Source organism: Maritimibacter harenae (assembly GCF_009882975.1).
Lineage (GTDB): Bacteria > Pseudomonadota > Alphaproteobacteria > Rhodobacterales > Rhodobacteraceae > Maritimibacter > Maritimibacter harenae.
The window spans coordinates 253729-273980 of record NZ_WTUX01000006.1 but is presented as its reverse complement, the minus strand read 5'-3'; the positions used below and the strand labels follow the sequence as shown (position 1 = coordinate 273980).

Genomic DNA, 20252 nt, shown 5'->3' with positions numbered 1-20252 from the left:
ATTGGCGGATTTGCCTATTTCCCGCGCAAATCCGAGATGCGCGCCTCTTCTTTCCGCACTCTTTCGGCGAAGGAGGTCCACCGAAACCGCGGGCCCGCCCGGTCGGTCCGGCCTAAGACGCCGCCCCACTGCCTCCAGTAGCCATCCGGGGAAAAGGTCGCGCGGTGCGCGAGCGTCGTGGGCGACAGCGTCAGCAAGGTGGTCACGTCCCCCGCCGCGACCGAGGCCCGCGCATCGGCCGCCAACCGCCGACGGCGCCACGGCCGACCGGCGATCACCCGCGACTGGCCGCTCATGCGGGACGGGAACGGCCGGAACGCCGGGCCGTCCGGGATCGGCGACAACGGGGTGAGCGTGCGCGTCAGCCCGTCCTCGAACCCGCGGGAGAGACCGGCCATCAGGGGGGCCACGTCGCCAGGTTCGATCACCCCCTGCACCATCTGCTCGATCAGCCGCCTGTGCTGGTTCGAAAAGAGCCTGTTCCGGCCCAACTCGAGGCTTTCCGCGCTGCCATGCTTGCGCAGGAACACCGCCGCGGAGGCCCCGACCTCGGACAGGTCCGTGACCCCGCGATTTGCCTTGCGCAACCGGGAGGGGGCGAAGCCGTGATGCACCTGCGCGCGCGGCACGATGACGGTCTTGCGGGCGCGCAGGCGCAGGTTCACGTCGGTTTCGTCGAGGTAGAAGGCGAACGCCGGGTCGAACCCGCCGGTGGCCGCGATCACCGCGCGCCGGAACGCCATGTTGGTGCCCTCGGTCTTGGCCGCCTCGTCGTCGCCCAGCCGGGGCGTGAAGGGCGCCTCGTCCGCGACCTCCAGCCGCCGCGCCCGGCCCTGCCGGTCCACCGCACGCGCCCCCCATTGCAGGCTGATCCCGTTGCGGGCGCGCACGTATCCGCCGGTCTGCGCCACTTCAGGGTCCGCGAAGGGCGCACAGAGATGATCGAGCCAGGTGGGCTCGGGCACCGCGTCGTCGTCGATGAAGGCGACGATCTCCCCCCCGGATTCGGCTATCCCGATGTTGCGGGCGGCCGAGATGTTGGGCGTGTCGAAGGGCAGGCAGAGCACCCGGTCGGCCCAACCCATCTTGGCGACGGTGTCGCACCCGGCCGTGTCGGCGACGACGACCACCTCGAAGGCCGGATACCAGAGCTGGCCGATCCCGGTGAGACAGCGGTGCAGAAGCGCCGGGCGGTCCCGGCTGACCACGATCACCGAAACCGGTGGCGCGGTGCCGGCCCCGCCCATCGCGTCAGGCCGGCTTCAGGTCGACGCCGGGGGCATAGGCGATGAAGAACGGGTTCTCGTAGCCCGGCTTGCCGTAGGTGAGCGGCGTGTGGTCGTCGAACCGCACCACCTTGCCGCCCGCGCCCTTGAGCACCGCGTGCCCCGCGGCCGTGTCCCACTCCATCGTGCGCCCGAGCCGCGGGTAGAGATCCGCCTCGCCGGTGGCGACAAGGCAGAACTTCAGGCTCGAGCCCGCGCTTTTCATGTCCTTGGTCGCGTACTTGGAGATGTAGGCATCGGTCGCTTCGTCGCGATGCGACTTGGAGGCCACCACCATCAGCGCGTCGTTGTCGGGGTCCGAGACCCGGATCGGGCGGCAGTGGCCGGGGGTGTCGGGATGCAGTTCCCCGTCCTCCTCGACCGAAGCGCCCTCTTCGTCCGTGTAGAACATGCGCCCGCGCGCCGGGGCATAGACCACGCCGCGCACCGGTTCGCCGTCCACGACATAGGCAATGTTCACCGTGAAATCGCCGCGCCGCTTGATGAATTCCTTGGTCCCGTCGAGCGGGTCCACGATCAGGAATTCCGACGCGTTGTGCGTGTGGCTCTCCGCCTGTTCCTCGGTCACGACGAGCACGTCCGGAAACGCTTCCCGCAGACCGGCGGAGATCAGCGCATCGGCGGCCTCGTCGGCCTCGGTCACCGGGCTTTCGTCCGATTTAGCCCGCACTTCGAAGTCGTCGGCGTCATAGATTTCCATGATCTTTTCGCCGGCCTCGATGGCCAGGCGCCGCATCGCGCCGAGAAGATCCTCGTAATTCAACTTCGCTCCTCTCACCGGGCCGGGCCCGGGATCGTTGAAAAAAAACACCGCTCCCCTTATGATCGCGCAGCAAGGGAACGGCAAGATTTCCCTTTGAAAAAGGGCAGGCAAGGAACGCGGATGTTCGAGGTCGAAAAACAGCCCAGCCGTCTGTCCGTGATCGTCGGGCTGCTCGAGCTCATCTATCACGCGACGGTGCACAACCTGCGCAAGACCCACAGCAACGCGTTGATGGGCCTGTTCATCAATATGCTGCAGACCATGATGCTCGTCGGCGTGTTCTACGTCATGTACGCCGTTCTGGGCCTGCGCGGGTCGATGCTGCGCGGCGATTTCCTGCTCTACATCATGTCGGGGATCTTCCTCTACATGACCCAGATCAAGACGATGGGCGCGGTGGTGGGCGCGGATGGCCCCGCCTCGCCGATGATGCAGCACGCGCCGATGTCGACCTTCGTGGCGATCCTGTCGAACGCGTTTGCGGCGCTCTACATCCAGATCCTGTCGGTGGTCGTGGTGGTCTACATCTACCACATCGCCTTCAACCCCGTGACGATCCACGACATGAGCGGCGTCTTCATGATGCTGCTTCTCGCGTGGTTCTCCGGCATCGGGATCGGCATGGTGTTCTACGCGCTCAAGCCCTGGTTCCCGCAGTTCGCGACCGTCGGCTCGACCGTCTACGCGCGCGCCAACATGATCGCGTCGGGCAAGATGTTCGTGGCCAACACCCTGCCCTTCAACATCCTCATCATGTTCACCTGGAACCCGCTCTTTCACATCATCGACCAGGCTCGTGGATTCATGTTCATCAATTACAACCCGCATTACTCGAATTGGCTCTACCCGCTGATCGTGGCGACGGTCCTGCTGGTGGTCGGCTTCATGGGCGAAAGCTACACCCGCCGGCACGCCTCGGCCTCCTGGGGGGCGCGGCGATGAGAGCGCTCGTTCTAATCCTCTGCCTGCTTGCAGGCCCCGCCGCCGCGCAGGAGTTGCCCGCGCTCTACGACGTGCGCGGCGTGGCCCAGAACGACACGCTCAACGTGCGATCGCGCCCGACGGTGGAAGGGCGCATCCTGGGCGAGCTGGGGCCGAACGCGCGCGGGGTCGAGGTCGTGCAGTTCAACACCGCGGAAAGCTGGGGGCAGGTGAACGTGAACGGGCAGGCGGGCTGGGTCTCGATGGCCTACATGGCGCGCCAACCGGGACAGCCGGAGGGCGAGAAGCTGCCCACGCCGATCACCTGCTACGGCACCGAACCCTTCTGGTCGCTCGACATCACCGAGCAGACCGTGACCTTCACCGACCAGGGCATGGACGCGGCGCCGATGACCATGCAGCGGCAGCGGGTCGCCCAGGCGTCCTGGAGCCCGCGCGGCGCACTGGCGGCCCAGGGGATCACCGGTTTCCTGTCGCGTGAGATGTGCACCGATGGCATGTCCGACCAGAACTTCGGCTGGCGCATCGACTTCCTGCTGTCCGGCAACGGCGGGCATTTCAGCTTCTCGGGCTGCTGCTCGCTGGAGCGTTAATCGACCACCCGGAGCGTCAGGTTGATCCGCCCGCCATCCTTGAGGAGCGTGGACGATCCGAACTTGATCCGGTCCACCCCGTGATAGGCCAGCCGGGCGTCACCGCCGAGCACGACCACGTCGCCGGAGGTCAGCCAGACCGACTGCGTCTTGCCGCCGCGCGTCGTGCCGCCGACGCGGAACAGGCCCTCGTCGCCCAGCGACACCGACACGACGGGCCATGAGAAATCCGCCTCGTCCCGGTCCTGGTGCAACCCCATCCGCGCGCCTTCGCCGTAGAAATTGACGAGACAGCAATCGGGCGCACGGTCGACCCCGGTCACGTCATGCCAGAGCGCGAGCACGGCCTCCGGGATCGGTGGCCAGTCCATGCCGTCGGGATGGCGCGGCTCGTAGCGGTAGCCGCGCCGATCGGAATACCAGCCGTACTTGCCCGCCGAGGTCATGCGCACCGACATCGGCTTGCCGCGCCCGGTCACCGGCGAGAACAGCGGCGCGGCGGCCACGACATCGCGCAGGTCCTCGACCAGGCGCTCCTGCGCGGCACGGTCGAGGTAGCCCCGAAACACGCCGGCGCCGCCCACGTCCAGATCCGGGGTCTTTCCGCTTCCCTGCGCATCCATTGTCAAAACCCTGAAAACGACTCGCTTTTTTCACCCGTAACGCGGTTTTCGCCGCCTTGCAGGCCCGATTTCCCCTCCTTATATACGCCCAGACGCCGGTTGGGGTTCACCTCTTCCGGTTATCCATTGGGATCGGGCGACGGTGCCTTCGGGGCCGCGGCCCACATCATCGCCAAAGAGAGGAAAAAGAGCATGGGTAAAGTCATCGGTATCGACCTGGGGACCACGAACTCCTGCGTCGCCATCATGGACGGCTCGCAAGCGCGGGTCATCGAGAACTCGGAAGGCACGCGCACGACGCCTTCCATCGTCGCCTTCAAGGACGACGAGCGCCTCGTGGGCCAGTCGGCGAAACGGCAGGCTGTCACGAACCCGGACAACACCATTTTCGCAGTCAAGCGTCTGATCGGCCGTCGCGTGGGCGACGCCGCCGTTGAAAAGGACAAGAAACTCGTGCCCTACGCCATCGTCGATGGCGGCAACGGGGACGCGTGGGTGGAAGCCGCGGGCGAGAAATACTCGCCGTCGCAGATCTCCGCCTTCATCCTGCAGAAAATGAAGGAAACCGCCGAGAGCTACCTCGGCGAGGAAGTCGACCAGGCGGTCATCACCGTCCCGGCCTACTTCAACGACGCCCAGCGTCAGGCCACCAAGGACGCCGGCAAGATCGCCGGTCTCGAAGTGCTGCGGATCATCAACGAACCGACCGCGGCCGCACTGGCCTATGGCCTGGACAAGAAAGACTCCAAGACGATCGCGGTCTACGACCTTGGCGGCGGTACGTTCGACGTCACGATCCTCGAGATCGACGACGGCCTGTTCGAAGTGAAATCCACCAACGGCGACACGTTCCTGGGTGGTGAAGACTTCGACATGCGGATCGTCAACTACCTGGCCGACGAGTTCAAGAAAGAGAACAACGTCGACCTGACCAAGGACAAGATGGCCCTGCAGCGTCTGAAGGAAGCCGCTGAAAAGGCCAAGATCGAGCTGTCCTCGGCCAGCCAGACCGAGATCAACCAGCCGTTCATCTCGATGGGGTCCGACGGCCAGCCGCTGCACATGGTGATGAAGCTCACCCGTGCGAAGCTGGAAAGCCTTGTCGGCGATCTCATCAAGAACTCGCTCAAGCCGTGCCAGGCCGCTCTCAAGGACGCCGGCGTGTCGAAGGACGAGATCGACGAGGTCATCCTTGTCGGCGGTCAGACCCGGATGCCGAAGGTGATGGAAGAGGTCACCAAGTTCTTCGGGAAAGAGCCGCACAAGGGCGTGAACCCGGACGAAGTGGTCGCGATGGGCGCCGCCATTCAGGCCGGCGTGCTGCAGGGTGACGTCAAGGACGTGGTCCTGCTCGACGTGACGCCGCTGTCGCTGGGTATCGAGACGCTGGGTGGCGTGTTCACCCGCCTGATCGACCGCAACACGACGATCCCGACCAAGAAGTCCCAGGTCTTCTCGACCGCCGAGGACAACCAGAACGCCGTGACCATCCGGGTCTTCCAGGGTGAACGCGAGATGGCGGCCGACAACAAGATGCTCGGCCAGTTCAATCTCGAGGACATCCCGCCCGCACCGCGTGGCATGCCCCAGATCGAGGTGACCTTCGACATCGACGCCAACGGCATCGTGTCGGTCGGCGCCAAGGACAAGGGCACCAACAAGGAGCAGAAGATCACGATCCAGGCGTCGGGCGGTCTGTCCGAGGACGAGATCGATCAAATGGTCAAGGACGCCGAGGAGAACGCCGAGGCCGACAAGGGCCGCCGCGAGCTCATCGAGGCGAAGAACCAGGCCGAGAGCCTCATCCACTCGACCGAGAAGGCGCTCGAAGAGCACTCGGACAAGGTGGACCCGACCACGGTCGAGGCGATCGAGCTGGCCATCGCCGCGCTCAAGGACGAACTCGAAGGCGACAACGCCGAGAAGATCAAGTCCGGCATCCAAAACGTGACCGAAGCGTCCATGAAACTGGGTGAGGCGATCTACAAGTCTCAGCAGGCCGAAGGCGGCGACAGCGAAGCCTCCGAGGCCGACGAAGGTCCGTCGAGCGTGGATGACGACATCGTCGACGCGGACTTCGAGGATCTCGACGACGACAAGCGGTCGTAACGACCCATGACGCGATGCGGCCGGTCCGTCACCTACCGGCGGGCCGGCCTTCGCGTTTTCAAAAAGGGGAAGACGATCGATGTCGAAACGTGACTATTACGAAGTTCTCGGAATTTCCAAGGGCGCGTCGGCGGACGAGATCAAGAAGGCCTATCGCAAGAAGGCCAAGGAATTGCACCCGGACCGCAACGCGGACAACCCGGATGCGGAGGCCCAGTTCAAGGAAGCGAACGAAGCCTATGACGTTCTGAAAGATCCCGAGAAGAAAGCAGCCTACGACCGCTTCGGCCACGCGGCCTTCGAAGGCGGCATGGGTGCCGGTGCGCGCCCCGGTGGCGGCTACGGCCAGCAGGGCGACTTCGCCAGTGCCTTCTCGGACGTGTTCGACGACCTGTTCGGCGACTTCATGGGCCAGCGCGGCGGCGGACGCTCTCGCGCGACCCGTGGCTCCGACCTGCGCTACAACCTGCGCGTGACGTTGGAAGAGGCCTACGAAGGTCTGCAGAAGACCATCACCGTGCCCACCTCGGTGATGTGCGAAACCTGTGACGGCTCGGGGGCCGAAAGCGGCGCCGAACCCACCACCTGTCCGACCTGTTCGGGCATGGGCAAGGTGCGCGCGCAGCAGGGCTTCTTCACCGTAGAACGCACCTGCCCGACCTGCCAAGGCATGGGCCAGATGATCAAGAACCCGTGCAAGGTCTGCCACGGCCAGGGCCGGGTCGAGAAGGACCGGGCGCTGTCCGTCAACATCCCGGCGGGGGTCGAAACCGGCACCCGCATCCGGCTGGCCGGCGAAGGCGAGGCGGGGATGCGCGGCGGACCGTCGGGCGATCTCTACATCTTCATCCAGGTCGCCGAACATGCGCTGTTCGAGCGCGAAGGCGTGAACCTGCACTGCCGGGTGCCCGTCTCGATGACCTCGGCCGCCCTGGGCGGCGATATCGAGGTGCCGACGATCGACGGCGGCCGGTCGCGGGTGAAGATCCCGGCCGGGTCCCAGTCCGGGCGCCAGATGCGCCTGCGTGGCAAGGGGATGCCGGCGCTGCGCGGCCACGGGCATGGCGACATGTACATCGAGCTCGCGGTGGAGACGCCGGTGAACCTGACGGGCAAGCAGAAAGAGCTGCTCAAGGAGTTCGAGAAACTGTCGGAAGAGAACAACCCGGAAAGCCACAGCTTCTTCAACAAGGTGAAGAGCTTCTGGGACGGGATGAAGGGCTGAGCCCCGCGGGTGACCCCCGTTAACCAATGATTCACCGACTCGAAGCAGGCTGGGACCATGTCCCGGCCTGTTTCTCATTTGGGCGAAGCCGCCCTGCCGCTGTTCGAACCCGACGAGGCACAGCCCGCGCCCGTCGCCGGAACCAAGGCGCGGCTGCCGTCCTACATCAAGGACCACCGCGCGCGGCTGCGTGAGCGGTTCATGTCCGGCGGCGCGGCGGCGCTGCCCGACTACGAGATGCTCGAACTGGTGCTGTTCCGCGCCATCCCGCGCCAGGATGTCAAACCGCTCGCCCGCCGGCTGCTCGACCGGTTCGGGGATTTCAACGGGGTCGTCTCGGCCAGCCCGGAACGGTTGACCGAGATGCACGGCGTCGGGGCGGCGGTCGTGCAGGAGCTCAAGATCGTCGAGGCCGCGGCCCACCGCCTGTCGCGCGCACGGGTGATCGGGCGGCGCGTGGTGTCGTCATGGGACGCGCTGCTGGATTACTGCCACACCACCATGAGCCACCGGGAGACCGAGGTGTTCCGCGTGCTCTACCTCGACCGCAAGAACACGCTGATCGCGGACGAGGCGCAGGCGGAGGGCACCGTGGGCCATGTCCCGGTCTATCCGCGCGAGGTGGTGAAGCGGGCGCTCGAACTCGGGGCCTCGGCGCTGATCCTTGTCCACAACCACCCCTCCGGCGACCCGACCCCGTCGCACGACGATATCGAGATGACGCGCCGGGTGCGGGACGCGGCCGCCGCGCTCGAGATCACGCTCCACGATCACATCGTCATCGGAAAATCGCGCGAGGTCAGCTTCCGCGCGGACGGCCTTCTGGGCTGAAACAGGCTCTATTCCACCCAGACTTCCACGCGCCGGTTGATCCGGCGGCCCCAGTCCGTGTCGTCGCAGGCCATCGGAAGCGCCTCGCCGAAGGCGTCGGTCTCGAAGGTCACGCGCGCCGGGTCGAAGGTCTCGGCGGCCTCCAGCACGGCACGGCGCACGGTATCGGCGCGGCGTTGCGACAGGCGGCGGTTGAGCGGCGCGGCACCCTGCCCGTCCGAGAAGCCGACGAAGACCAGCCGCCGCCCGTCGAGCAGCCCGGCCTCGAGCGCCTCGGCCAAAAGCCCCACGTTCGAACGCGACGGCGCGTCGAGCGCGGTCGAGCCGCCCTTGAAGCGGTAGGTCAGCGTGAGCCGCCGCATCCCGTCCATGCGCGCGACCATGCGCTGCAATTCCTCCAGCCCGATCTCGCTGCCCGCCTGCGCGATGGCGTTGGCCAGCCGCGTGCCCTGCCGGTCGAACGGGATCTCGTCGATGCCCTGGTCGACCAGCCCAAGCCGCTGGATCACCCGCTCGGCCGCGCCGGTGCGCAGGAATCGCATGAAATCGCGCCCGGTCTGCGGCAGGCGCACCGCCGGGCGGAACAGGTAGATCGGCGCGGCGAGCGGGTAATCCCCCGCCTTGATCGCCAGCTGGTCCGGCGCGATCTCGAACCGGCACTCACCGGTGAGCGTCAGCATCTCGGTCAGCCCGGGGCGCGAGAAATTGGTGATGCCAAGGCCGAAAGGATCGGCCTCCACCGCGCGGGTGACACTCTCGCCCGAGGGCTTGGTGAGCACGGAGGATGCGAAATCGCGGTCGGCGGGTGCCATCACGTCACGCTGGAACACCATGCCGAAGCCCTGGCCGGGGTCCTGGAGGTAGAGCGTGATCGGCGCGGCCTCTCCGCCCAGCGCGGTCCATTCCGCCACATCGCCCGCGTAGACCGAGGCCAGCGTGTCGATGCCCAGGCGGCGCACCGGGTTGTCGGGGTTCACCACCGGCACCAGCGCGTCGAGGGCAAGCACCCGCGACTGGCGCACGGCGTCAAGGTCCCCAAGCCCCGCGTCGCGGGCCATGAGACGTTCCGACCGGGTCGGCTCGCGCAGGGTGACGACGATGTCGGCCTGTTCGGCGACGAGATCCGCGAAGGCTTCAGCCGAGGTGGTGAGGCGCAGGAAGAAGCGCGCGACCGGGACCGGGTCGTCGTCACGGAAAAGCGCGAACACCGGCCCGCGTCCCGCCTGTTCTTCGCGCGTGACGCTGTAGCCTTCCGACAGCGCGAACGCCTCGATCAGGGCAGGAAGGAGCGCCTCGGTCACGCCGGCCGCGCCCGAGATGGTCATTTCGGCGGTGTAGGCGATCAGGTTCGGGCACCCCGGCCCCTCGCAGGTCACGCCGGTGCCGTCGATGGTGAGGACGCCGTATTCCGTGTCGATCCGGTAGTAGCGCCCATCGTAGCCGATGAGGTCGCCCGCCATCTCCATCGCGCCATCGCGCGAGGTCAGCGTCACGTCGTTGGCCCGGGCCCCGGGCACCATCCCGATCAGGAGGAGTGCGGCGCAGATTGCCGCACGGAAGGTTTTCATCGCATCTGCCCTGCACGTCTCGCGCCCGGGCAGACGGCGCCCGGCGTCAGTTTCGTGCGATTGTCAGGTCGGCGGGCAGGTTTTTCAACACCAGATATTCCCCGACCGCGTCGCAATCCGGCACGATCATCCCCACCTGGGTGACACTCGGCACCCCGTCGGTGACGGCGCGCATGTATTCGCCCAGGATCGGCTTGGAGCAGGTGGAGTCCAGCACCTGCGCCTCGATCGAGATCTGCGGCGCGGTTTCGAGCGCGACAGGGTAGGTGTAGACATCGGCCGCATACCCGCCCGAGGTCGAGCCGAGCACCGTCAGGAACCCGCCTTCGCCGGAGGTCGCGCGCGTCGGCATGCCCGGCGTTTCGGCCCAGATATGGCCCGGATCGCCGTAATAGGCGCCGTCTTCGAGCGCGTGGAGTTGAAGCCCCGTGCCGCCCTGCCACATGAGCGCGACGCGGTCGAACTGGGCGATATCCGGTACGGTGAGGGTGTCGGACAGCGTCTGACCCGCGATGGTCGCGGTGATTTCGGCCGCGCCGGCCATCGCCGGGACGGTGATGTCCAGCGTGCCGGCATCGTTGAGGGTTTCGGTGAAGCGCAGGCCGACGTGGTCGAACTGCACCTCTGCGCCCGCCGCGCAAGGCGCGGAGAAGCTCACGTCGATCAGCGCACCGGGTGCGGCCGTGGTGTCCAGCGTCATGGCGCAGTCATCGGTCACCGGGGTGCGGGCGGTGAGAGTGCCGGCCGGCGGGTCGATGTCGAACTCCGGCCCGTCGAGTGCGGGCATCGGCAGATCTTCCTCCAACGCGGCGCGCGTCACCTCGGCCACCTGCGGGGCCGGCTCCGGGGTCACGTCCGCATCGACGGGCGCGTTGTCGCGCATGGCCGCGATGTCGATCGCGGTCCCGTCCTCTTCGCCGACCTGCGGTTCGACGACCGGGGCCGCGGCGATCTTTTCGGTCTTGGGCGCGGCGTCCTCCGGCTCCGCCGGCGACTGAAGGCCGGCAAGCGGTTCGGTGGAGGGCTGCGTGTCGGCGCGCGTCACCTCGATCGGGGCATCTTCCGTGACCGCGGCGGGCTGTTGGGGCGCGAACTCGGCCACGTCCTGCGGCGCGGCGGAAGCGGGGGCGATCTGCGAAAGGTTGGCGGCGGCCGGTTGCGGCATCTCCTGCGGGGCGGGGGCATCGGCGGACAGATCGACGCGCGACACGGTGCGCTGCATCACGTGCCCGGTCGCCAGCGCCACGATAAGCGCCGCCAGCGCGGTGTAGACGCGTTTCTTGTCGAGGTTGGTCGAGATCGTCTGGATTTTTTCCAGCATGGCACGATGTCCTTTCCCAAATTCATGGGAACCTTGGCGTATCAATAGGCCAAGAGAATGAACAAAAGGTGTCCTGAAACTGATCGTTTCGGTTTCGGGAATACCCTGAAAATCAAAAAGAAAAAGGGGCCCGAAGGCCCCTTTGTCGAAACTTTGCCAGATTCCGGCTCACAGCCGGCCGTGGCAATGCTTGAATTTCTTGCCCGATCCACAGGGGCAGGGCTGGTTGCGCCCCGGGTTGCCCCAGGTGGAGGGATCGTTCTCGTCGAACCCCTCGCGCGGTTCGCCCGGCTCGGCGGGACCCGACTCCTCGGCGGCGTCCGCCTGGGCGGAAAGGGCGGCCTGCTGCTGTTGCAGCTGCTCCATCATCGCCTTCTGCTCGTCCTCGGTCATCGGGCGGACCTGGCCGATCTTCTGGCTGACCTCGGCGCGCAGGCTTTCGAGCATGCTCTCGAAAAGCTGGAAGCTTTCCGTCTTGTACTCGTTCAGCGGATCACGCTGCGCGTAGCCCCGGAAGCCCACGACGGACCGCAGGTGTTCCAGCGTCAGAAGGTGTTCGCGCCACTTGGTGTCGATGGTCTGCAGAAGGATCTGCTTCTCGATGTTGCGCATGGTTTCGGTGCCGAAGGCCTCGGACTTCTCCGACATCTGCGCATCGGACGCGGCATAGAGCTTTTCGCGCACGGTATCGTCGTCCGCGCCCTCTTCGCCGGCCCAGTCCTTGACGGGCACATCGAGGTTCAGCGTCTCGCGCACCGAATTGTAGAGCCCCTCGGTGTCCCATTGTTCGGCATAGGACTTGGGCGGCATGTGCTCGGTAACGAGGTCGTCGATCACCTGGTGGCGCATGTCCTGCACGACATCCGACAAATCCTCGGATTCCATGATCTCGCGCCGCTGGGCGAAGATCACCTTCCGTTGGTCGTTCATCACGTCGTCGAACTTGAGCAGCTGCTTGCGGATGTCGAAGTTGCGGCCCTCGACCTTCGCCTGCGCGCGCTCCAGCGACTTGTTCACCCAGGGGTGGACGATCGCCTCGCCCTCTTTCATGCCGAGACCCGACAGCACCTTGTCGAGCCGCTCGGACCCGAAGATGCGCATCAGGTCGTCCTCGAGGCTGAGGAAGAAGGCGGAGCGGCCCGGGTCGCCCTGACGGCCCGAACGACCGCGCAGCTGGTTGTCGATCCGGCGGCTTTCGTGGCGTTCGGTGGCGAGCACGAAGAGACCCCCGGCCTCCAGCACCTTGGCCTTCTCGTCGGCGACCTCGGCCTCCATCTGCTCGCGCAGCGCTTCCGGGTCGGCGTCCGGCGTTTCGTCCAGCGCCTGGAGCACCTTCATTTCGACGTTGCCGCCAAGCTGGATGTCGGTGCCGCGCCCGGCCATGTTCGTTGCGATCGTGACCGCGCCCAGGCGGCCGGCATCGGCAATGATCTGGGCTTCCTGTTCGTGCTGGCGGGCGTTCAGCACGTTGTGCTTGATGCCCTCCTTGGTCAGAAGCTGGCTCAGGACCTCGGACTTCTCGATCGACGTGGTGCCGACCAGGACCGGCTGGCCCTTCTCGTGCGCCTTCTTGATCTCTTCGACGATGGCCGCGTATTTCTCGGCGGTCGTGCGGTAGACCGCGTCATGCTCGTCCACGCGCGCGATCGGCTTGTTGGTCGGGATCGCCACGACGCCAAGGCCGTAGATCTCCATGAATTCCTCTTCCTCGGTGAGCGCGGTGCCGGTCATGCCGGCCAGCTTCTCGTAGAGGCGGAAGTAGTTCTGGAAGGTGACCGAGGCCATCGTCACGTTCTCGGGCTGGATGTTCACGCCCTCCTTGGCCTCGATGGCCTGGTGCAGGCCCTCGGACAGGCGGCGGCCGGCCATCATTCGGCCGGTGAACTCGTCGATCAGCACGACCTCGCCGTCGCGCACGATGTAGTCCTTGTCCTTCGTGAACATCTTGTGGGCGCGCAGGCCCTGGTTCACGTGGTGGACGACGGTGGTGGACTCCGGATCATACAGCGTCTGCTCTTCGGGCAGGACGCCCATCTCGTGCAGCCGCTTCTCGAGGAAATCGTTGCCCTCGTCGGTGAACGTGACCGAGCGCGCCTTTTCATCCAGCGTGAAATGTTCGTCCGTCAGTTCGGGGATGAGCTGGTCGATGGCGATGTAGAGGTCCGACTTGTCGTTCGACGGGCCCGAGATGATGAGCGGCGTGCGCGCCTCGTCGATCAGGATCGAGTCGACCTCGTCCACGATCGCGAAGTGGTGCGGACGCTGGTTCATGTCCTCGATCTTCGACTTCATGTTGTCGCGCAGGTAATCGAAGCCCAGCTCGTTGTTCGTGGCATAGGTGATGTCGGCGGCATAGGCGCCCTGCTTCTCGGCCTCCGGCTGCTGCGGGTAGACGACGCCGGTCGTCATGCCCAGCGCGCCATAGACCTTGCCCATCCAGTCCGCGTCCCGCTTGGCGAGGTAGTCGTTCACGGTGACGATGTGCACGCCCTTGCCGGTCAGCGCGTTGAGATAGGCGGGGAAGGTGGCGACGAGCGTCTTGCCTTCGCCGGTCTTCATCTCGGCGATGTTGCCGCGATGCAGGAAGATGCCGCCGATCAGCTGCACGTCGAAGGCCCGAAGGCCCAGCGCGCGCCGCGCCCCTTCGCGGCAGTTGGCAAAGGCTTCCGGCAGCAGGTCGTCAAGGGTTTCGCCCTTTTCCAGCCGCGCCTTGAACTCGGCCGTCTTGTCGATCAGGCCCTGGTCCGAGAGTGCTTCGAACTCCGGCTCCAGCGCGTTGATTTTCTCGATGATCGGTCGGGTGGCCTTGATCTTGCGGTCGTTGGGGGTGCCAAAAACCTTTTTGGCGATGGTTCCGAAACCCAGCATGTGCTCTCCGCTCGATGAGCTCTGACATTGTCGTGATTGCGCGGGGTGCTTGCCCGTCTCCGCGCGGCCCCATATCAAGGGCATGCATTCGGCCCCCCGAGGACCCTTGCGATGTAAGGGTGGGGGCCGGGATAGTCAACGATGCCGGGGGACCCGGCAGACCATGAGGAGGTTTCATGACCCATACGCCAACCCGCGCGTCGCTCTTTGCGGCGACCGTGCTCTCCGTGTCGCTGGCCCTGCCCGGCTGGGCACAGGACGACGCGCCCGAGGCCGAGACGGACACCGCTCCGGCGATGGAGGCGACGGCAGAGACCGTGATCGCCACCGTCAATGGCGAGGATATCACGCTCGGTCACGTGGTGGCGGCCAAGTCGCTCCTGCCCCAGCAATACCAGCAGCTCCCCAACAACGTGCTGCTCCCCGGCCTGATCGACCAGCTGATCCAGCAGACCGTGCTGAGCCAGGCGGTCGACGAGGTCAGCGAAAGCGTGCAGGTGCAGCTCGACAACCAGCGCCGGCAGCTTGTCGCCGCTGAAAAGATCGACGACGTGATCTCGGCCGAGATCGACGATGCGGCCATCCAGGCGGCGTATGAAGAGCAATACGCGGATGCAGAGCCGAAAACCGAATGGAACGCCTCCCACATCCTCGTCGAGACCGAGGAACAGGCGGCCGAGCTGGTCGAGGAAGCCCGCGCCGAAGACGCCGATTTCGCGGCGCTGGCCAAGGAATACTCCACCGGCCCCTCCGGCCCGAACGGGGGCGAGCTGGGCTGGTTCTCCGCCGGCATGATGGTCGAACCCTTCGAGATGGCCGTGCAGGACATGGAACCGGGCGACATCGAAGGTCCGATCCAGACCCAGTTCGGCTGGCACGTGGTCAAGCTCAACGACACCCGCGAAGCCGGCCCGCCGGCCCTGGAAGAGGTGCGCGGCGACATCGTGTCGCAGCTGCAATCCACGGCCGTGGAGGCCGCGGTTGCCGAGCTGATGGAAGACGCGACGATCGAGCGGACCGATGTCGAGGGGCTCGACCCCGAGGTCCTCTCCGACATGTCGATCTTCGAGTAACGAGACCACCGGACCGCGATCATGGGCAAAAAGAAGAAGATCAAGAAGCTCAGGGAACAGGTGAAGGCGCTCGAGGCGGAACTCGCCTCGGCGACCACCCACACCCACGATGTGGCACCGCTCGCCCCCAAGGGCGGGTTTCCCGACATGCCCGTGATCGAGGGCGTCCGGTTCGCCGCCGTCCAGGCGGGGGTCCGGTACAAGGGGCGGTATGACGTCATGCTCGCCCTGTGCGACCCCGGCACATCCATTGCCGGGGTCTTCACACGCTCCGCCACGCGGTCGGCCAACGTGCTGGACTGCCAGGAGAAACTCGGCTCCGACCCCTCGGGCGGGGCCGCGATCATCGTGAATTCCGGAAATTCCAACGCCTTCACCGGGCGCCACGGCGAAGGCTCGGTGAAAGCGATCTGCGAAGCGGTGGCCAAGATCACCGGCGTGCCGGAGAACCGCGTCTTCACGAGCTCCACCGGCGTGATCGGCGAACGCCTGCCGCACGACCGGATCACCGCCAAGCTCGACGCGCTCAAGGACGCGCTCGACCCGGGCGCGCTCGATCTTGCCGCGCGCGCGATCATGACCACGGACACGTTCCCCAAGGGCGCGGTGGCGGAGGTCGAAATCGGCGGCAAGACCGTGAAGATCGCCGGTATCGCCAAGGGCTCCGGCATGATTGCGCCGGACATGGCGACCATGCTCGTCTACATCTTCACCGATGCGAAGATCGCGCAGCCGGACCTGCAATCCATGCTGGGCGAACTCACGAACGTCACGTTCAACAACATCACCGTGGACAGCGACACGTCCACCTCCGACACCCTGCTGCTTGCCGCCACCGGCGCCTCGGGGGTCGAGGTCACGGCGAAGACGGACGCTTTCCGCACGGCGCTTCACGACGTGATGCTGAACCTCGCCCACCAGGTGGTGCGCGACGGGGAAGGGGCGACCAAGTTCGTGGAAGTGCGCGTCACCGGCGCCGCGTCCGACGCCGACGCCCGTACCCACGCGCTCGCCATCGCCAATTCGCCGCTGATCAAGACGGCGGTGGCCGGCGAGGACCCGAACTGGGGCCGCGTCGTCATGGCCATCGGCAAATCCGGCGCCGCGGCAGACCGCGACCTCATCACCATCCGCTTCGGCGACATCCTGGTGGCCGAGAAGGGCTGGGTCTCGCCCGATTACCGGGAAGAGCAAGGCGCGGCCTACATGAAGAACGAAGAGCTCGTGATCTCGGTCGACCTGGGGCTCGGGGACGGGGAGGCGGTCGTGTGGACCTGCGACCTGACCCACGGCTACATCCAGATCAACGCGGACTACCGGTCGTGAAGACCGTACTCGTCTCCGCCGTCGCGCTCGTGGACCGCGACGGACGCATCCTGCTGGCCCAGCGCCCGGAGGGGAAATCGATGGCGGGGCTGTGGGAGTTTCCCGGCGGCAAGGTCGAGCCGGGCGAAACGCCCGAGGCCGCGCTGATCCGCGAGCTGCACGAAGAGCTGGGCATCGACACCTGGCAAAGCTGCCTCGCGCCGCTCACCTTCGCCTCGCATTCCTATGCGGACTTCCACCTGCTCATGCCGGTCTTCGTCTGCCGGAAATGGGAGGGCACGCCCGCCCCGAAGGAAGGCCAGACGCTGAAGTGGGCCCGCGTGAACCAGCTGCGCGACTACCCCATGCCGCCGGCCGACATTCCCCTCATCGCGATGATGCGCGACATGCTCTGACCGCCCCCCTTCTTCGTTTCGAAAATACCTTCGGGGGTGGTCCGGAGGGGGTCCGAGGACTCCATCCGGCCGGGGGGATTGGGGGGACCGGTCCCCCCAACACACGCGGCGAGGGCGCCAGCCCGCGCAACACCGTCCCGGCACAGAAAAAGGGCGGCCTCCCGGGCCGCCCTCTTCGATTTCCGTGATCCTCGGGATCAGTCCAGCGTGCGCTCGACTTCCTCGCGCTCGAAGATCTCGATGACGTCGCCTTCGCGGATGTCCTCGTAGTTCTCGAAGGCCATGCCGCATTCCTGGCCCGACAGGACCTCCGCGACCTCGTCCTTGAAGCGCTTGAGCGTCTTCAGCGTGCCTTCGTGGATCACCACGTCGTCGCGCAGCAGGCGCACACCCGCCGAACGGCGGGCGATCCCCTCGGTCACGAGACAGCCGGCAACCTTGCCGACACCCGACACCTTGAAGACCTCCCTGATCTCGGCGTAGCCGATGAAGCGCTCGCGCACCTCGTTGGACAGGAGACCCGAGGCCGCCGCTTTCACGTCGTCCACGAGGTCGTAGATCACGCTGTAGTAGCGGATCTCGACACCTTTCTGGTTCGCGCTGTTGCGCGCCGGGGCGTTGGCACGGACGTTGAAGCCGATGACCGGCGCGCCCGAGGCTTCGGCCAGGCCGATGTCGGTCTCGGTGATGGCGCCGACACCGTAGTGCAGCACGCGCACGCGGACCTCGTCGTTGCCGATCTTCTCCATCGCCTGGACGATGGCTTCGGCCGAGCCCTGCACGTCCGCCTTGACCACGATGGGCAGCTCGGCGACGTCCTTGTCTTCCTTCGCCTTCTGCATCATCTGCTCGAGCGTCGTGGCGGCACCGGCGGCGGCGCGCTTGTCCTTGGCGGCCTGCTGGCGGTACTCGGCGATTTCACGCGCCTGCGCCTCGGTGTCGACGACGTTGAGCACGTCGCCGGCCTCCGGCGTCCCGTTCAGACCCAGCACCTCGACCGGCACAGACGGCCCGGCGTCCTTGACGCGTTCGCCGCGGTCGTTCTCCATCGCGCGGACCTTGCCCCACTGCTCGCCGACGACGAAGATGTCGCCCTGGTGCAGCGTGCCGTTCTGGACCAGCACGGTCGCGACGGGGCCACGGCCCACGTCGAGCTGCGCTTCGATCACGGCGCCCTGGGCGGCCCGGTCCGGGTTCGCCTTGAGTTCGAGGATCTCGGCCTGGAGCGCGATGGCTTCGAGCAGTTCATCGAGGCCCTGGCCGGTCTGGGCCGACACCTCGACATCTTGCACTTCGCCCGACAGCCCTTCGACGATCACCTCGTGCTGGAGCAGGTCGGTGCGCACCTTGTCCGGGTTGGCTTCCGGCTTGTCGCACTTGTTGATCGCGACGATCATCGGCACGCCGGCCGCTTTCGCGTGGTTGATGGCTTCGACGGTCTGCGGCATCACCGCGTCGTCCGCGGCCACCACCAGCACCACGATATCCGTCACCTGCGCGCCGCGGGCCCGCATCGACGTGAAGGCCGCGTGGCCCGGAGTGTCGAGGAAGCTGAGGACAGCGCCGCTGTCGGTGGTCACCTGGTAGGCGCCGATGTGCTGGGTGATCCCGCCGGCTTCGCCCGCGGTCACCTTGGCGTTGCGGATCGCGTCGAGCAGCGAGGTCTTGCCGTGGTCGACGTGGCCCATGATCGTGATGACCGGGGGACGCGGCTGGAGGTCGTCCGCCTTGTCCTCGACTTCCTTGATCACGTCCTCGACGTCGGCATCCGACACGCGGATCATGTTGTGGCCGAATTCTTCGACGATGACCTCTGCAGTGTCCTGGTCGATCGACTGGTTCTGCGTGACCATCATGCCCATCTGCATGAGCGCCTTGACCACGTCGGCAGAGCGTTCCGCCATCCGGTTGGCCAGTTCCTGCACCACGATGGAATCCGGGACCTGCACGTCGCGCACGACCTTTTCGCGCGGCTCGGCATTGCCCATCGCCTTCTGGCGCATGCGCTCCTGCTTGCGCTTCATGGCCGCGACCGAGCGCTGACGCCCGCCTTCGCCGCCCGAGAGCGCCTGGTTCACGGTGAGCTTGCCCGAGCGACGGCCACCGCCGCCCTTGCCTTTGCCCTTGCTGCGGTCGTCCTGCGGCTTGTCGCGCTCCGGCTTGCGGGCCTGCGGCTTGGCGCTGCGCGCCTCGGCGGCCTGGGCCGCGGCCGGATCGGCGGCAGGCGCGGCGGCGGCGGGCTTGGCTTTCGCCTCGGCCTTCTCGCGCTGGCGACGCTCGTCCTCTTCGGCCTTGCGCTTGGCGGCTTCGGCGCGCTCTTTTTCCTCGCGCTCCTTTTCCTCCGCCTCGCGGCGGCGGCGCTCGCGCTCTTCCTCGCGGGCCTTTTCTTCCTCGGCGCGCTTCTTCGCTTCCTCGGCCTCGTTCGCACGGGCCGCGGCAAGCGCTTTCATCCGGCGCTCGAGTTCCGCATCGGAAATACCTGCGGGACGCTTGGACGGGTCGGTGGCGGGCGAATTGCCGCCATCCTTCGCACCCCCGCCCGCGCCGGGCTTGGGCACGACGACGCGTTTACGCTTCGTCTCAACCACTACATTCTTCGTGCGCCCGTGGCTGAAGCTCTGCTTCACGGACCCCGAGCGGGGTCCTTTAATGCCAAGGGGCTTTTTGCCGTCCGTATCGCTCATCTGGTCTTCGTACCTTTCCGGCGGGCGGTCCCACCGTCATCAACGTCGCGCATGCTCGAAAGCTTCGCGGCCTCGTCTACAACACGTTTCGTGAGTCCGCCACCCGCGAGTGCGGCATGTATCACATGTTCCCTGCCGAATGCCAAACCCAATTCATCTTGGGTCAGACACGTGATCAGGCTCTTCTTGCCACGGGGAGGGCGGAGTTTCGATTTCCCGCGTTCGGACCCGTCCGAGGCTTGTATCAGCACCTCTGCCTGATCCTTGGCGAGCCAATCCTTGACCTTTTCGAAGCCGGCCACGGCCACGCTCGCTTTGCGAGCTAAAGAGATAAGGTGGATCACGCGTTCTGCAAGACCCGCCTCCACCGTTTTGGCCAGATCCTCGGGCACATGCACCGAGGATTTGGCCGCGCGGGCGAACGCGCCCTTCTTGGCGGCCACCGCGAACGCCTTGCGCGTGGGCGTGATCCAGATCCCCCGTCCGGGCAGCTTGCCCAGCAGATCCGGCACGACCGTGCCATCGGGGCCGACGACGAAGCGGAGCATGGACGAGGTCGGCTTGACCTCGCCCGTTGCAATGCACCGCCGTTCGGGCTCGCCCGTCCGGTCCTTGTTACGACCCCCGCGCGTCACGCGCCGTTCC

Annotated in this window: 16 protein-coding genes; 8 read left to right on the top strand and 8 right to left on the bottom strand. The window is 66.4% G+C overall.

Annotation, left to right across the window (positions count from 1 at the left end; all coding sequences use genetic code 11):
- Positions 1 to 14 precede the first annotated feature (14 nt).
- Together GQE99_RS03790 and cysQ are read right to left on the bottom strand one after the other, a co-directional pair.
- Positions 15 to 1247, bottom strand: a complete 1233-nt coding sequence (locus tag GQE99_RS03790) for a glycosyltransferase family 2 protein (protein ID WP_161350249.1) — start codon at positions 1245 to 1247, stop codon at positions 15 to 17.
- A gap of 4 nt (positions 1248 to 1251) precedes the next feature.
- On the bottom strand, positions 1252 to 2049 hold the full coding sequence (gene cysQ / locus GQE99_RS03785; protein WP_161350248.1) for a 3'(2'),5'-bisphosphate nucleotidase CysQ: 798 nt from the start codon (positions 2047 to 2049) through the stop codon (positions 1252 to 1254).
- 120 nt (positions 2050 to 2169) lie between these two features.
- Between cysQ and GQE99_RS03780 the strand changes: the two genes are divergently transcribed.
- Together GQE99_RS03780 and GQE99_RS03775 are read left to right on the top strand one after the other, a co-directional pair.
- Positions 2170 to 2991, top strand: coding sequence for an ABC transporter permease (locus GQE99_RS03780; RefSeq protein ID WP_161350247.1), 822 nt, complete (start codon positions 2170 to 2172; stop codon positions 2989 to 2991).
- Positions 2988 to 3584 carry a COG3650 family protein gene (locus GQE99_RS03775; RefSeq protein WP_161350246.1) on the top strand — a complete coding sequence of 199 codons (597 nt, stop codon included), beginning with the start codon at positions 2988 to 2990 and terminating at the stop codon, positions 3582 to 3584. Before GQE99_RS03780 ends, GQE99_RS03775 begins: the two co-directional genes overlap by 4 nt.
- Here GQE99_RS03775 and GQE99_RS03770 read toward each other — a convergent pair.
- Positions 3581 to 4207: an alpha-ketoglutarate-dependent dioxygenase AlkB family protein gene (locus GQE99_RS03770; RefSeq protein WP_161350245.1), complete on the bottom strand. Its 627-nt coding sequence runs from the start codon at positions 4205 to 4207 to the stop codon at positions 3581 to 3583. The genes GQE99_RS03775 and GQE99_RS03770 overlap by 4 nt on opposite strands.
- Positions 4208 to 4399: 192 nt before the next feature.
- Between GQE99_RS03770 and dnaK the strand changes: the two genes are divergently transcribed.
- The 3 genes from dnaK (at position 4400) to radC (ending at position 8372) form a co-directional block, all read left to right on the top strand.
- On the top strand, positions 4400 to 6316 hold the full coding sequence (gene dnaK, locus GQE99_RS03765) for a molecular chaperone DnaK (protein ID WP_161350244.1): 1917 nt from the start codon (positions 4400 to 4402) through the stop codon (positions 6314 to 6316).
- Between the two features lie 79 nt (positions 6317 to 6395).
- Positions 6396 to 7541: a molecular chaperone DnaJ gene (dnaJ, locus tag GQE99_RS03760; RefSeq protein ID WP_161350243.1), complete on the top strand. Its 1146-nt coding sequence runs from the start codon at positions 6396 to 6398 to the stop codon at positions 7539 to 7541.
- Between the two features lie 57 nt (positions 7542 to 7598).
- Entirely contained in the window at positions 7599 to 8372 is a 774-nt protein-coding gene (gene radC / locus GQE99_RS03755) for a RadC family protein (RefSeq protein WP_161350242.1), read from the top strand.
- A gap of 8 nt (positions 8373 to 8380) precedes the next feature.
- Here the strand turns inward: radC and GQE99_RS03750 are convergent, their stop codons facing one another.
- From GQE99_RS03750 to secA, 3 genes are all read right to left on the bottom strand, one after another.
- Positions 8381 to 9940, bottom strand: coding sequence for a phosphate ABC transporter substrate-binding/OmpA family protein (locus tag GQE99_RS03750; protein WP_161350241.1), 1560 nt, complete (start codon positions 9938 to 9940; stop codon positions 8381 to 8383).
- 46 nt (positions 9941 to 9986) lie between these two features.
- Positions 9987 to 11261 carry a hypothetical protein gene (locus tag GQE99_RS03745; protein WP_161350240.1) on the bottom strand — a complete coding sequence of 425 codons (1275 nt, stop codon included), beginning with the start codon at positions 11259 to 11261 and terminating at the stop codon, positions 9987 to 9989.
- Positions 11262 to 11429: 168 nt separating this feature from the next.
- A complete protein-coding gene (secA, locus tag GQE99_RS03740) occupies positions 11430 to 14129 on the bottom strand; it encodes a preprotein translocase subunit SecA (RefSeq protein WP_161350239.1) in 2700 nt (899 codons plus the stop codon).
- 176 nt (positions 14130 to 14305) lie between these two features.
- On the opposite strand from secA, the gene GQE99_RS03735 reads away from it, so the two are divergent.
- From GQE99_RS03735 to mutT, 3 genes are read left to right on the top strand one after another with little or no spacing between them, the layout of a single operon-like run.
- Positions 14306 to 15202, top strand: coding sequence for a peptidylprolyl isomerase (locus GQE99_RS03735; protein WP_161350238.1), 897 nt, complete (start codon positions 14306 to 14308; stop codon positions 15200 to 15202).
- A gap of 21 nt (positions 15203 to 15223) precedes the next feature.
- Positions 15224 to 16528 carry a bifunctional glutamate N-acetyltransferase/amino-acid acetyltransferase ArgJ gene (argJ, locus tag GQE99_RS03730; RefSeq protein WP_161350237.1) on the top strand — a complete coding sequence of 435 codons (1305 nt, stop codon included), beginning with the start codon at positions 15224 to 15226 and terminating at the stop codon, positions 16526 to 16528.
- A complete protein-coding gene (mutT, locus tag GQE99_RS03725) occupies positions 16525 to 16923 on the top strand; it encodes an 8-oxo-dGTP diphosphatase MutT (protein WP_161350236.1) in 399 nt (132 codons plus the stop codon). Before argJ ends, mutT begins: the two co-directional genes overlap by 4 nt.
- 197 nt (positions 16924 to 17120) lie before the next feature.
- On the opposite strand, the gene infB is transcribed toward mutT, so the two are convergent.
- Both infB and GQE99_RS03715 read right to left on the bottom strand, forming a co-directional pair.
- A complete protein-coding gene (gene infB, locus GQE99_RS03720) occupies positions 17121 to 19607 on the bottom strand; it encodes a translation initiation factor IF-2 (protein WP_161350235.1) in 2487 nt (828 codons plus the stop codon).
- The gene (locus GQE99_RS03715) at positions 19604 to 20242 is read right to left on the bottom strand and encodes an RNA-binding protein (RefSeq protein WP_161350234.1); all 639 of its coding nucleotides are present in this window, start codon (positions 20240 to 20242) and stop codon (positions 19604 to 19606) included. The genes infB and GQE99_RS03715 overlap by 4 nt, the downstream gene beginning before the upstream one ends.
- Between the last annotated feature and the right edge of the window lie 10 nt (positions 20243 to 20252).

Bases quoted from the DNA above. Each gene is read 5' to 3' on its own strand.
- GQE99_RS03790 (WP_161350249.1), bottom strand. From the start codon at position 1,247: ATGGGCGGGGCCGGCACCGCGCCACCGGTTTCGGTGATCGTGGTCAGC.
- GQE99_RS03780 (WP_161350247.1), top strand. From the start codon at position 2,170: ATGTTCGAGGTCGAAAAACAGCCCAGCCGTCTGTCCGTGATCGTCGGG.
- GQE99_RS03775 (WP_161350246.1), top strand. From the start codon at position 2,988: ATGAGAGCGCTCGTTCTAATCCTCTGCCTGCTTGCAGGCCCCGCCGCC.
- GQE99_RS03770 (WP_161350245.1), bottom strand. From the start codon at position 4,207: ATGGATGCGCAGGGAAGCGGAAAGACCCCGGATCTGGACGTGGGCGGC.
- dnaK (WP_161350244.1), top strand. From the start codon at position 4,400: ATGGGTAAAGTCATCGGTATCGACCTGGGGACCACGAACTCCTGCGTC.
- dnaJ (WP_161350243.1), top strand. From the start codon at position 6,396: ATGTCGAAACGTGACTATTACGAAGTTCTCGGAATTTCCAAGGGCGCG.
- radC (WP_161350242.1), top strand. From the start codon at position 7,599: ATGTCCCGGCCTGTTTCTCATTTGGGCGAAGCCGCCCTGCCGCTGTTC.
- GQE99_RS03750 (WP_161350241.1), bottom strand. From the start codon at position 9,940: ATGAAAACCTTCCGTGCGGCAATCTGCGCCGCACTCCTCCTGATCGGG.
- GQE99_RS03745 (WP_161350240.1), bottom strand. From the start codon at position 11,261: ATGCTGGAAAAAATCCAGACGATCTCGACCAACCTCGACAAGAAACGC.
- secA (WP_161350239.1), bottom strand. From the start codon at position 14,129: ATGCTGGGTTTCGGAACCATCGCCAAAAAGGTTTTTGGCACCCCCAAC.
- GQE99_RS03735 (WP_161350238.1), top strand. From the start codon at position 14,306: ATGACCCATACGCCAACCCGCGCGTCGCTCTTTGCGGCGACCGTGCTC.
- argJ (WP_161350237.1), top strand. From the start codon at position 15,224: ATGGGCAAAAAGAAGAAGATCAAGAAGCTCAGGGAACAGGTGAAGGCG.
- infB (WP_161350235.1), bottom strand. From the start codon at position 19,607: ATGAGCGATACGGACGGCAAAAAGCCCCTTGGCATTAAAGGACCCCGC.